This is a genomic window from Clostridium sp. OS1-26, from assembly GCF_030915445.1.
Taxonomy (GTDB): domain Bacteria; phylum Bacillota; class Clostridia; order Clostridiales; family Clostridiaceae; genus Clostridium_AM.
The window spans coordinates 4,856,734-4,869,772 of record NZ_CP133264.1; the positions used below are offsets into that span (position 1 = coordinate 4,856,734).

The following is a 13,039-nucleotide window of genomic DNA, read 5'->3' on the forward strand; positions in this document are numbered from 1 at the left end:
CTATATTTAACGTTTGATTGTATTCAAATTCTATATAAGGGGGCGTTTTCTTCTATTTTTTTATTGTAGTTGTAGCTAAATCTATAGCCAAGCTAGTAGATATGTTATAGGCAAGTATTTCATTAGTCGAGCCATCTTTTATGGTCGACAAATAAGCCTTTTTACTATTACCATAAAATAAGTATGTTATGTCAGTAAGAAGCACTTTCCCAGGTATATTTTGTTTGAAATTTCTATTCAATAAATTAGGTAAAGTTGAGTGTTCCAATGTCGCTTTAATTATTTTCCTATAAGGATTAGCCTTTCTTATTGGGCAGATAATATCATATTTTTTCATAATACGTCTTATTCGTTTTAAATTGTAAATAATATCAAATTGTCCTGTTAATGTCATTTTAATCTGTCGGGCACCTTTTTTACGTCCTTTAAATTTATAAGCTTTTAGAATGTTATCCCTTAAAATCTCATCATTATGCCCCCTTTCTTTTCTTTTTTGTATAGAATAGTATAAATAACAAAGTCGGAACAATAGGCGACCTTGTTATTATTCCATATAAGTGTCGTCTGCAATATCCGACTCTATATGGAGATTATCATGTGTTAGCAAAGTGTCTTTATTTATCATAATATTATTTATAAAAAAGTAAGAGCCGCAAGAATTAATTATTCTTACAGCTCGTAAATATATCAAATCCACCCCTCTATTATTGGCACGAAGAGTACATATTTTCTGAGTGAAAAAACAATTAACTTTCTTGCGTAAGCACAACAAAAGAGCGACATTATACGAACCCACGATTTTGTTATGCTTTAAAAAATTAGCAAGAAAAATTAATCATCTTTTCAACTCCAACCATCGTATTTGTTTAAACTGTATCATACTTACTTTAAAATGTAACAAACAAATCAATTTTTCTGATTCAAAAATTTTTTGGAACAGCACATACAATACTACATTATTGCAGCAAACTCTATCTTTTGCATAAGATGTTTCACTTCATTTGATAAAAGCCATACAATGCCATTTGCAATTTCTTCTGGATTACCCTGGATCTATGTCAATATCTTGGACACCAAAAGTTGAACAAATTATGAAGATTTTCTAGCTAAATCTTCACATTTTTGTGGAGTCATATATCCAATGCTGCTATGCAATCTTCTTATGTTGTACCAGGATTCTATATATTCAAAAATAGCAAGCCTAGCAGAATTAAAATCTAAGTATGTAACAAGATTTACCTCCTCCTTCTTAAGGGATGCATGAAAAGATTCAATACAAGCATTGTCATAAGGACATCCCTTAGAGCTAAAAGAGTGAGTGATCAAATTAGTGCTTACTATATATTCTTTAAAGGCGGAGCTTATATACTGACAGCCTAAATCGCTGTGAAGTATAAGGTTATTAGTTGGCTTCTGAAGCCTTACGGCATTTTTTACTGCCTGTAGCGCTAATGTAGTATCAATTGATTTGGACATGGCGTAGCCTATTATTTTCTTACTATATAGATCCATAACCGAGGCTAAATAACACCATCCATCCTTGATAGTATGAATATAGGTTATGTCAGTTACCCATTTCTTATTGATGCTCTCAGCTTGAAAGTCTCTTTTGAGTATATTTTCTTTCTCTTCTACTTTATGCTTAGAAGTAGATGGTCTATATTTCTTTGTTATTACAGATTTTACTCCGATTTTCTTCATCAACCTTTGAGTTCTTTTTATGCTGATTGTTACACCAATTGCATTTAGAGATGCGTGTATCTTATGGGCTCCATAACGGCCTTTACTAGCTTTGTGTATATCTATAATTGCTTTCGCAATGTTATTATTCTCTAAATCTCTTTTGCTAGGCTTCTTTTTTAGGTATTGGTAATAAGAGCTCCTAGATACCTTAAGAACTTTGCACATTAGTTTAATATCATGATATTTCTTGTTGGCTTTTATAAATTCGAATACCGATGCTACTTCCTTGCGAATATGCCCATAGCTTTTTTTAGTATTTCATTTTCTTCTTCAAGCTTTGCCATTTTCTTAATCATTGCTTGATAATCTGCTGCTGTTATTGCTGTATCTTTACCTATAGCGACAGGTTTATTTTTTTTAATCCATCCAGTTATGGTTGATTTAGAAAGGGCATATTCACTACTTAACTCTGCTAAAGTCTTTCCAGAGTTGTACAATTCTATTATTGTATTTTTAAATTCTTCCGTATATTGTTTTTTGCCTCTTGCCATTGTAACACTTCCTTCTCTTTTCTTTATTGTAAAGTGTTCGGCTTTTCGTGTCTACAATATTATACTAACATCACCCATTCTTTATTCTTCATAAAAAACCTCCTTAATTTATAAACTAATCACTAAATTGAATGTTCATTCTAGTGACTTGATAATAAATTTCTTCTTACAAATTGCATATCTATAATAATGACTGATTTTCAATTTAATCTTTGTAGATCTCCTATATTTTATACTAACTTAAAATCCACTGCTCTCGCCTACAACTACTACAGTAATATCAGACATACCTGGCTTTTTTCTTATTACAGAATATGATCTGCAAATTCTAGTGTCAACCTGGCAATTAACACACACCCCTGTTTTGGTGCATGGATTTGTAGTGCTAAGTCTCTTATTATTCATAGGTGCTGCTACAGTTTTTAATCTTTCAAAGGCTGCAGCTTCATCTTTACAAATCTTATCAACACTCACTACTATTATCACTTTTTTTGGACCAAAGTTCATAGCTGCTATCCTATTTCCCCAAGCATCTACATTTACAAGCATACCATCCAAAGTAATAGCGTTGCTGCTACATAAGTATAAATCACTTAGCATTTCTTCTTTTGCTATAGCAGCTCTTTCCTCAATAGTTAGTCCTGATATAGAATGGTCTAAAACTTTACCGCCAGCAGCCCTAACTTTATCTTGCATCCCCATATTATATATAGTCATTGACCCTGGAAAACCTACTGTAGATTCTGAGGTAACATGCTTCATAATAAAATCAGAAGCTTCCTCAGTAGTCGCTACATACATTGCATCAAAATCATTTTTTATTAAAGCTTCCACTGCTTTTTTCCCAACTGTTTCATTGTGCCAATTTTTAATTTCCTTTGTTTCCATGTTTATTCCTCCTAATACTTTACATTGAAAAATAATTTATTATATTACTTTTATTAAGAATTGATCTTTTATTGCTTGTGTTCTTATTAAATGTATCTACGTCTACAAGCAAATTTTTAAACTGAACATTCATTCTAATGCGATCAATTTAAATTTCTTGACCCACTTATAAAGGAAATCAAGAAATTTATAATTTAATTCTTGCTAAATCTCCAATGTATATGCTTGCGAAACTTATAAGTTTTTCTCTTTTTGATTGCAGCATTCCAGCATGCATAAATCGCTGTTTGAATAATATCCTCTGTAAGATCCGTATTACCTTGAAAATATGACTTTAATAAGTAAACCATAGACCCATAATGCATTTGAACCATTAATTTAGGTTCTAATTCAATAAATAGCTTTTGTTCTATGGCTTCTGAATAAAGCATTGCAACTTTTCCGCACCAGACTCCATCATATATTTCCTTTTTTACCTCATCAGTAATATATGGTGAAAATGAATATTGCTCTATAAACTGAAAACCCTTAGGATAATTTATACCAAACTGAATAAAATTTTCCCAAATTCGTTGAAATCGTTCTTTAATTGTTTCATTGGAATAAAAACCTTTTAGTATTTGCTCAGAATGAAATTTAACAATTCCTTTATAAAGCTCATTTATGATAGCTTCTTTGCTATCAAAATAGTGATAAATACTTCCAGTTGATATTCCTGATTCTTTAGAAATCAGAGACATAGAGGTAGCTTGCAATTCTTTTTCACTTATTAGTCGAAGTGTAGTCTCTAGCACAGCTGCCTGAACTTTATTGTAATTCTCAAACATGATACTCCTCCGTATTAGAACTTTTGCGAAAATCATTAAATCGAATGTTCATTCTAATTGTATTTTAATTTCTATCAGTTGTCAATGTTATATTTAGTTCTCTTAAACTTATATAGTAGTACAAAAAGCAAACTAAGGTACAATAAAGTGTCATCATTTCCTACATTGATGACACTTTAAAACATTTAGAAGTATAGATGTTGAGAAAAATTAAGCTTAACTTATTTTCTTAACAACACCAGTACTGCCGTTAACAATTATAAAATCGCCTGTTTTAAGTTCCGTCGTTGCAATTCCACATCCTACAACTGCTGGAATACCCAGCTCACGTGCCACAATAGCGGCATGGGATAATGGTGCCCCAAGATCTGTAATAATCGCAGCTGCTTTAGGAAACAAAGGTGTCCAGCCAATGTTTGTCATAGTTGTTACAAGGATTTCTCCCTTTTGAAAATCTTCTGCTTCCTCAAAGCTGTGCAAAATACGAACGCTTCCTTCAACTGTGCCTGGGGCACCTGCAAAACCTTTAATTATATTTTCATCCTTTACTGGTGTCGCAGCATTAGGGTCATAATAGTCCTGTCTTCTATCCTTGGAATTGATCCATTCCTTTGGATTAAACCTGCCTCTAATTAACTGTGGAAAAACTGGCAGCTTTTGATATTCTTCAAAATTTTTTCGCCTCATTGGCAGCTTAACAAGCATTTCATTGTCTCCCTGCAGGAATTTTGGAACTTCAAAGCAGTACATCATAAATATATCCTCGCCAATTCCTGTTACTGATCCGATTTTCAAAAGCAAATGCCTCATGACTCTAAAGACCTTAACAAACTCATTTCTCAATGATTCACGAGTATGTGCATCCTTAGAGACCTTTTCAAGCTTTTTCTCAAGCCACTCCTGCTTACCAGGGAATTTTTGTAAAAAAATCTCCTTACCCTTCATAAACTCACTTTGCTGCTTTTTCATTAGCTCCGTGGCACTTAAGTTTGCATTCTTAAATTCTTTAACTTGCTTTTCAATAAAGGAAGGGTCATCTGCAGGATATTCATAATAAACCTCAAACTCATGAGGGCTTCTATGGCCGTAAAGCTCCAGATATTTTTCAGGAGTTAAGCTGCCACTCATAACTTGCTCTATTGCCAGCAGCGGCTTCATGCTTACAAGGCTTTGTTCACCGCTGAAATTAGAACATAACAGATTAGCCAATTCTTCTCCTGCCATCTTGGCAAGCTTTTTTCTGAGGGTTGCGAGTGTAGCACTTCCTGCTCCGCCAAACCATATATTCCATAATGCAGATAAAAAAGATCTTACATCAGATGTCCAGAGCCTTAATAACTCCTCCCTAGTGTTTGCAGCTTCTATCCTTTCAAGAGTTTCCACATACCACACAGGTGTATTCTCCAAGTAGTAAGCCTTTTGTTTTTTGAATCCCGCATCCTTTTTATACTCTTTTTGGATCTCTGAAACATCTCCTTGATTAAATAAGCCGTTCCAAAGGGATAAATAGGCACTTCAATGTTCTCAGGAATATTGCCAAACACGTCACTTATAAGCTCCTTAGCCTTTTCTACATTATATCCAAGTACTCTTAATGAAGAAATCATAACACTGATATTTGAATAAGTTCTGCCACAAATATTACCAAACATGAAATACCCAGGCACCTTTTGACACTCCAAATCCATCTCATGCAGCAAGCTCCAGGTAAAAGGACTCATTACATCGGGTACAGCCTCTCCTACATTATTACTGCTCCATAATGCATCTGTAGCAAGACTTTGATTTATCTCATAGGTATCATAACCAATGGTTTGAAGAGTTGTAATTGGACGTGCCTGCACTATATAAAGCTTTCCAACATCCTCATAAGTGGCGCCTTCTTCCATCTGTTTGCAAGTTCTTTAAACTTTGGTGCATATGGAATTGCTACTGCAAGTCTGTCACTTTCACTATACTCTTCTATAGTCATAAGTTGTCCAATTGCTTCTCTCATTAATGGATACTCCTTTGACCCAGCAGATCTCGACAATGGTCCTTTCTTGCTCTCAACGCGCAAATCTACTCCAGAAATTAGTTTTGCAACAACATCTCCTTTACCTGGATTAGAATGTACAATCATGTTGTAATCAAAATTGTCTATTTTGTATGTGCCTCGCCACTCAATTTGATTTGCAACTATTCTACACTTGTTTGCTAACAAGAACTCCTCGATTTGAAAATGTACTGTGCTACCGGTTTTTATCTGCGCACCGTCTATTGCAACTAATACGTCTGATGTAACAAGATTATTGCGAATCAGATATAACGCAAGGGTCAAACTCACTTCTGCTTCTGACATTTGGGTTTCATCAAAAATCATCGTATCTCTCCTTTGAAATTTTTCCACGAATAAAGACGCGGTCTTTTGCTTGTAGTGTCATATAACATATTGTTATACGGCGGCTTTATTGCTTACTTCGATTAGCAACTATCCACTTAAACTTTCTATCTGTAACTTTGCTTGTTGAATTATCTTTTCCTCAACATCACTTCTAGTAAAATACTCATTATAAAATGTGTTATAATTAATAGAATCTATCATTTCACTTATTTCATACCATTCCATTAATTCCTCCGGATAGTCCAATGAAGCAACAATATGGTAAATATCATATGCCAAATCAAAAATTTCTTCATTATTGTTTAAAATCTTCTCTGAAAGATGTTTTATATACGACCTTGAACATGAATCAAAACTTGGTTCTTCAACTTCTAAGTTTTTTAAAGCTTTATGAAAATATTCTTCAACTTCAAAGATATTATCTGATTTTGTGAAAGATGAAATGATACATATTTCTTCACTCTCAATATTATTCCCCAACATTGAGTAGGCCCAATTAATATAATCATCCACACATACTGATTGTTTGTATATTTTGTAGAAAAGTATATCTGTTACTATCATTTATATCTCACCTCCAAAAAAATTAAATCTATTTCAATAACTCTTTTGAGTAAAGTTGTCGTATAACGTTCCGCATTCAAGACGTTCCTGAACCGGACCCCAAAGGAATACCCCTTGGCGTGCTTGCACCGGTGAAGGAATGTGCTTTGGCTTCTTCGAAGGCTTGACCCCAAACAGCCAAAGCGAACTTGAATGCATTGTTATATGTAGTTTTAGCAACTAGACTTTAAGCTGAACCTACTTCATTATTTTCAAATTTAAACCACATTATTTTGAATTGTGACATAAGTTGATGTTACTTGTCACTAATTTCAACTAAATGTATATATTTTGACCCATATGCTTTTTCAATATCTTCAAGTCCAAGTTTAAGAGCTTTAATTAAAACAATTGTTTCATCTTTACCTTGCTTTGAATTAAATTTATTAAGCTGGCATTCTAAATATGGTTTTAAATTAATTTCTTTACTCGTGTAATTTATTTTTGTATCTGTTAATTTATTAATAGAATTAATAGTATTTATTGATAATGCCGACACTCCAGCAGCAACTATATCTTTTCCTTCTTCTGAATAATTTGTCACTCCATAAATTATGAATTTATATATTATCCCTTCTTTATTTGAAAAAAAGAATGCAGTTACCCCTTCATTAGATTTATAAGATTCCAAACTGAATTCTTTTGAATTTGTTTCAATATTACCGTCAAATGTTTTTTGTGAACAACCAACTGTCATAATTAAAATTATAAGTATCAATATAATGATATTATATTTTCTATTCATATTTAATCTCCCCCTTATTGTCCCATAATAATTTATAGTTTTGATTTATATCATAGAAGAATTGTACTAAAATTCAACATCCCAATTAACTAATTTCTCCAAGTTAAGAAACTCAAAATACCGTATTATTTATTTCAAATAACACTCTTCGTACTTTTAAATTCACTTATTAGTTTGTCTCATAATCAAATTGTGACTCATAAAAAAACAAAATTGAAACTTTAAGCTGTTGCTCTGTTTATCTAAAATTACATATAACGTTTCTAATTGCCGACACCAAGACGCTTAGCCAGACTTGGCTTAGTGTCGCAGGTGTGTCTTGGCCGTGTTTTTAGGACAAGACGAACGGCAATTTTTTGTTAGATGACGTTCTTTTACTCTCCCCAAAGTTTTTTATCATAATAATCAATTGAAAAATTTATTTCCTTCCACCTTCTTAAATATATATCAAGATGCTTATGGTCATGGTACCAGTTATATTTTTTAAAGAACTCATCAGGTTCCCCTTCTGCAAGCTCTTTACAGTCATTTGCTATACTTCCATACACCTTTGAACTTCCTACTAAGAATATTGTTTCAAATTTGTTCTTAACATCCAGAACATCTTTGTTTGATCTATAATTGAATTTTCTATAATCTTCATCAATATTTTTAAAAATATCGTCTTCTACTTCAATTGACACAATATCTTTTTTAGTTAACAATCCTCTAATTGTCTTCCAATCATTTATTTTAAGCTGAATTGTATGATGTAAAATTACCAAGTCCTTTGCAGAACGTTCTCCCTGGCTTGATTTTAAATACTCAGTTAATCCATGTCTCTTTAGTGGAAGGTACATAATTATATTTTTTTCATCATACATTACTGCAAAAATATATGCTAATCTTAAGAGACTGCTAATATCCCCTAATATGGTCAAATAGTCAAGATTCTGAGTACAAGTGAAAAGTTCATTATAGTCATTTAATGGTGTAAGGACAATAAACTCTTTATCTTTTAATCTTATCTCTGTTTTATAAAACTTTTCCTCCATGACTATCCTCCATATAAATTCTCTATCATCATTTAACCTGTAACTTTAATTAATGTCATCTAACTAAAGTATTCCTACACTCTATGTCGCTATATCCCTAAATATAATGGTATTCCCGACATTCATGTCGGGAAATATTACTGTATCTTACATCACTAAATCAGTTCAAAAAATTTTATTTTTCGACAATTTGTCTAATGGGCTCTGAATGTTAGAAAGATTTTTCTTAGTAACATGGGTATATATTTCTGTAGTTTTAGAACTTGAATGTCCTAACAATTCTTGTATAAACCTTAAATCAGTACCTCCCTCAAGAAGATGTGTTGCAAAAGAATGTCGTAGTGTATGCACTGATGCTTTTTTGTTTATGTTAGCAAGAAAACATGCTTTTTCAAATATTCTTTCCACTGTTCTTTCAGTAAGAAATTCTTCCTTATTCTGACCAGGGAAAAGCCATTTTTCAGGCTTAAATATTCTATAATATTTTCTTAATTGATTTAGAGCAATTTCAGATAGAAGTGTATATCTATCCTTTTTACCCTTTCCTTGAACAACATGAATTAGCATCCTTTTACTGTCTATATCTTCAGATCTGAGCCTTACAACTTCACCTACTCTTAATCCTGCAGAGTAAACTAAAAATAATATAGTCTTATGCTTTTCATTATTAAGAGCACCTAAAATTTTCTTTACTTCCTCAAAACTCAGTACTTTCGGTAGTTTATTTTCCTTCTTGGGCCTTGGAATGGATTCAATTATCTTCCCTTGTTTTAGCGTATCATTGCAGAGAAACTTAATAGAACTTATTGCTTGATTTGCATATGAATGTGATGAATTTTGTTCATCTAGTAGGAAAAGTATATATCTTCTTATGTCCTGTTCAGTTATTGAATCTAAATCTTTATCGATAAAGCTGGAGAAACGCTTTATATGCTTTATATAGGTCGTTCTTGTCTTAAAACTATATCCTTTCAATTTCAACTGTTCATCCATATATTTAATTATTCTTTCTGCCTTCTCATCGATAATAAAATCTATATATAATTGTTCATTTCTAAATATGTTTTTTAGTATATTAATATTTTCATCACAAAATGGTACTGACCATTCCTTTTCATTTGGATTCCATCTATATCCCTTAATGCTTTTTATCTTATTTATTCTCTCTGTTGAATAAGTGAATGTAATAATTAACTCATTTTCAAGTTTCGAAACTTTAACAGACATGGTAAAAACTCCTCTATCATTATTAGAACATATGTTTACAATTTAATTGTTACCATTATCTGTTTTGCTATTCAATATTTTATCAGTTACTATATAACTATTTAATATTCATTTCATTGTTAGATTACACTTTATAAAAGTTACCCTTATGATTGATGCCATCAAAAAAGTCCTTGATAACAACATACTTTAATTCTTTATAACCTTTCTTAAATTGTAACAAAAATGTATAACAACAAAAAATGAAAATGTCATGATTTTATAAATTAACAACATTTGAAAATACCCGACTTCCCATTATAAACATAATCTACATCTCATTATGACTTCACTTATTTTAATTATTAAACCTATATATTTCTTCTAACAATCCCTATTACATCTTCCCCATGCTTTTCACACTTAACATCTCCAAAGCCTTTAATAGCCTTTAACTCATCTATAGTCTTCTGCTTCTTATTGGCAATCTCCTCTAGCTGAACGTTAGTGTATATAAAATATGGCTTAATACCATCTGCTTTACTTCTTTCCAAACGATATCGTTTTAACTCTTTATACAAGTTATTTTCTTCAATATAAACACTATTAGTAGACTCATCAGCGCGCTTTTCCACATTACTAGATATTAAGCTTTCACATTCTTTAGTTTGCTTTCTTACTTTGTTATCTATATTTTCTATATGCTGCTTCTTTTGCTCTTCCGTAACCTGTGTAATAGTAATAACTTATTATAAATATCATCAATTTCTTGTTTTGTATAAATTATATTTCTTCCTTTGACATCTTTCTTTAACTGTTTTAACATATCAGGTCTTTTTAGAATAATACAGTTTGCACTACTATTAGGCACATCTTTTAGTTCCCAAAGTTGACTAAAGATAATATAAGATATAACCTGTGACATATCTATATTTAAAAATTGTGCCAATGCTTTAATGTGAGTTCTATTTTGCAATATAGGGTTGTAAAACCTACTCTTCTGTTTATTAGGTAGACACTGTGTCCTCTACGTATTTTCAGTCCTCCAAAAATCCAACCGCTATAATTTTTGCTTTCAAATACAAAAATTCCTTTTTCACGAATCATAAGAACATCTATTTCTGATGTTTTCCCATTATAAGGGACATATATGTTACGCAACACTTTTTGGTATCCTGGTATGTTCGCAAGCGCATACTTAATTAAATATTCTCCAAAAGAACCTTTATCATCATAATTTTAGCCTTTAACAGCCTTCAAATTTTACATCAACCCTGACACATTCCATATTCTTAAACTTGGAAATTTCATTCTCTATATCCTTAAACTTATTATTAAATATCGAAATATATTTTAATTCAACTATATTCCTAATACTCTCAGGCAACTCTTTGATTTTATTATTATGAATACCCATATACCATAAGTTAGTTAGCTTGCCAATCTCCTTAGGAATTTCCTCTATATTATTAAAGGCCACAAATAGCACCCAAAGATCACTTAAATTACATATTTCATCAGGTAAAGCAGTTATTTTATTGTTACTTAGTACTAGTACTGTTAGATTCTTAAGATTGCCTATATCTTTAGGTATAACTGATATCATTGTATCCTTTATCCTTAACTCCCTCAGACTAGGTAAATTAAAAATACTTGAGGGAATACTTGATATTTTTCTTCCAGATATACTTAATATTTTTAAATTAGTTAAATTACCTATGAATTCTGGAATTTCATTTATAGTATCATCTTCTACAAAAAGCATCTGTAAATTCTTAAAGTTAACAATTTCTTCTGGTAATTTATATAGATTCATATGATTAAAATTTAAAAATTTTGCTTCTTTATCCTTGAGCAACTGTTCTAAAGTTTTACTTTTATTTTCTTTCAGCTGTAAGTTAGGAATATAGTCTAAAATATTCTGCTTTTCCTCGTCACATATATCAAACCAAGACATTTCTTCATGAGTAGTACTAACAAACCATTCATGATTTTTTTCATCTATGAAGCTTAAATCCATTGGCAATTTTGGAGGAAGCCATGCATAAAGAGAATTAACTGTATTTTGCAATATGGAAACTGTATGTCTATTACATTGAAAATAGTATATGATTGAACAACATCCATAGCTCGTAGTTCCAGGCCAGCTATTATGCTTGATTTTTTTAATTAAATAAGGCTCTAGCTGAGCTAAAATTTTAGAACAACTTTCTTCAACCTCAAGATAATTTGAATCAACCACAAGTACAAACTGCGAGCTTCGTCTTGCTGCATATTCAATTAATTTTTTATAGGTTTCACCTACGGGTTCTTCTTGTATTGAAATCATTTTTTAATCATCCTTTCAGTGGGGTATGTTGTGCTTTTCTATGAGTTTAATCAAAAATTTATATTTCACAAACTTGACTCTTCACCTATCAACTTCTGCCCCATGATATACCTCACTATTTTGTCAGTTATAATCTCCCTTACTTTTCCATATCTAATCATAACATAATATTACATTTTAATCCATATAAGTACCTAAAATGATAAAATTCCAATGTTTACTTGCAACTAAGGAACACATTACTCCGCTACACTTCGTAATGCGGGCTTTCTCACTAAACTCAGATTTCGCTGCGCTCATCTTCACTAAGTGTTCGTTTAAGGTACACATTACTCCGCTTCTCTCCGTAATGTGGGCTTTCTCACTAAGTTCAGCCTTCGCTATGCTCGCCTTCACTAAGTGTTCAATGCCTGTATCTCCGGCATCCACCTAAACCTCACCGTTCCTAACTCTCCATTCCTGTTCTTCGCCACAATACATTCAATAATCCCCTTCTCCTCACAATCCTTGTCATAATAATCATCCCTATATAAAAGCATAACCACATCCGTGTCCTGCTCTATACTCCCCGACTCTCTTAAATCAGAAAGTATAGACCTGTGGTCGCCCCTAGCCTCTGGTGCTCTGGAAAGCTGAGAAAGCAAAAGTACAGTTACATCAAGTTTCTTTGCCATAAGCTTCAGTTCTCTTGTGATCTTGGAAACCTCAACATTTCTATTTTCCGCACCTTTTACACCTTCAATAACAAATAAAAAGAACCTGGACTTCCAAGTTCTTTCCTAAATTAATC

The 13,039-nt window shown here is 32.0% G+C and carries 13 protein-coding genes and 3 pseudogenes; all 16 read right to left on the reverse strand.

All coding sequences use genetic code 11. The features are described from left to right. Positions 1-55: 55 nt before the first annotated feature. Positions 56-514 (reverse strand): annotated as a pseudogene (locus RCG18_RS24010) (IS3 family transposase); the annotation flags it as partial. A gap of 575 nt (positions 515-1,089) precedes the next feature. Then, a protein-coding gene (locus RCG18_RS24015) for an IS3 family transposase (protein WP_308037684.1) occupies positions 1,090-2,234 on the reverse strand; the annotation gives its coding sequence in 2 pieces (ribosomal slippage) (positions 1,090-1,988 and positions 1,988-2,234; 1,146 coding nt in all). A gap of 240 nt (positions 2,235-2,474) precedes the next feature. After that, positions 2,475-3,122 (reverse strand): lactate utilization protein, encoded by a 648-nt coding sequence (locus RCG18_RS24020; RefSeq protein ID WP_308038512.1) that lies wholly within the window; start codon positions 3,120-3,122, stop codon positions 2,475-2,477. A gap of 194 nt (positions 3,123-3,316) precedes the next feature. Then, positions 3,317-3,949 (reverse strand): TetR/AcrR family transcriptional regulator, encoded by a 633-nt coding sequence (locus tag RCG18_RS24025; protein ID WP_308038513.1) that lies wholly within the window; start codon positions 3,947-3,949, stop codon positions 3,317-3,319. 216 nt (positions 3,950-4,165) lie between these two features. Next, the gene (locus RCG18_RS24030) at positions 4,166-5,341 is read right to left on the reverse strand and encodes a PEP-utilizing enzyme (protein ID WP_308038514.1); all 1,176 of its coding nucleotides are present in this window, start codon (positions 5,339-5,341) and stop codon (positions 4,166-4,168) included. Continuing rightward, the gene (locus tag RCG18_RS24035; RefSeq protein WP_308038515.1) at positions 5,311-5,793 is read right to left on the reverse strand and encodes a hypothetical protein; all 483 of its coding nucleotides are present in this window, start codon (positions 5,791-5,793) and stop codon (positions 5,311-5,313) included. The genes RCG18_RS24030 and RCG18_RS24035 overlap by 31 nt, the downstream gene beginning before the upstream one ends. Then, a complete protein-coding gene (locus tag RCG18_RS24040; RefSeq protein ID WP_308038516.1) occupies positions 5,793-6,311 on the reverse strand; it encodes a hypothetical protein in 519 nt (172 codons plus the stop codon). The genes RCG18_RS24035 and RCG18_RS24040 overlap by 1 nt, the downstream gene beginning before the upstream one ends. A gap of 108 nt (positions 6,312-6,419) precedes the next feature. Further along, a complete protein-coding gene (locus RCG18_RS24045) occupies positions 6,420-6,896 on the reverse strand; it encodes a hypothetical protein (protein WP_308038517.1) in 477 nt (158 codons plus the stop codon). Between the two features lie 295 nt (positions 6,897-7,191). Then, complete coding sequence (locus RCG18_RS24050) at positions 7,192-7,680, reverse strand: ribosomal-processing cysteine protease Prp (RefSeq protein ID WP_308038518.1); 489 nt, start codon at positions 7,678-7,680, stop codon at positions 7,192-7,194. Positions 7,681-8,054: 374 nt separating this feature from the next. Beyond that, positions 8,055-8,714 (reverse strand): hypothetical protein, encoded by a 660-nt coding sequence (locus RCG18_RS24055; RefSeq protein ID WP_308038519.1) that lies wholly within the window; start codon positions 8,712-8,714, stop codon positions 8,055-8,057. Positions 8,715-8,879: 165 nt separating this feature from the next. Then, the gene (gene xerA, locus RCG18_RS24060; protein ID WP_308038520.1) at positions 8,880-9,941 is read right to left on the reverse strand and encodes a site-specific tyrosine recombinase/integron integrase; all 1,062 of its coding nucleotides are present in this window, start codon (positions 9,939-9,941) and stop codon (positions 8,880-8,882) included. Positions 9,942-10,291: 350 nt separating this feature from the next. After that, positions 10,292-10,555 (reverse strand): HRDC domain-containing protein, encoded by a 264-nt coding sequence (locus tag RCG18_RS24065; RefSeq protein WP_308038521.1) that lies wholly within the window; start codon positions 10,553-10,555, stop codon positions 10,292-10,294. A gap of 62 nt (positions 10,556-10,617) precedes the next feature. Then, a complete protein-coding gene (locus RCG18_RS24070; protein ID WP_308038522.1) occupies positions 10,618-10,845 on the reverse strand; it encodes a hypothetical protein in 228 nt (75 codons plus the stop codon). 8 nt (positions 10,846-10,853) lie between these two features. Continuing rightward, positions 10,854-11,135 (reverse strand): annotated as a pseudogene (locus tag RCG18_RS24075) (nuclease-related domain-containing protein); the annotation flags it as partial. Between the two features lie 31 nt (positions 11,136-11,166). Next, positions 11,167-12,249 carry a leucine-rich repeat domain-containing protein gene (locus RCG18_RS24080; protein WP_308038523.1) on the reverse strand — a complete coding sequence of 361 codons (1,083 nt, stop codon included), beginning with the start codon at positions 12,247-12,249 and terminating at the stop codon, positions 11,167-11,169. Between the two features lie 395 nt (positions 12,250-12,644). Beyond that, positions 12,645-12,986: pseudogene (locus tag RCG18_RS24085) on the reverse strand (replicative DNA helicase); the annotation flags it as partial. Positions 12,987-13,039: the final 53 nt, after the last annotated feature.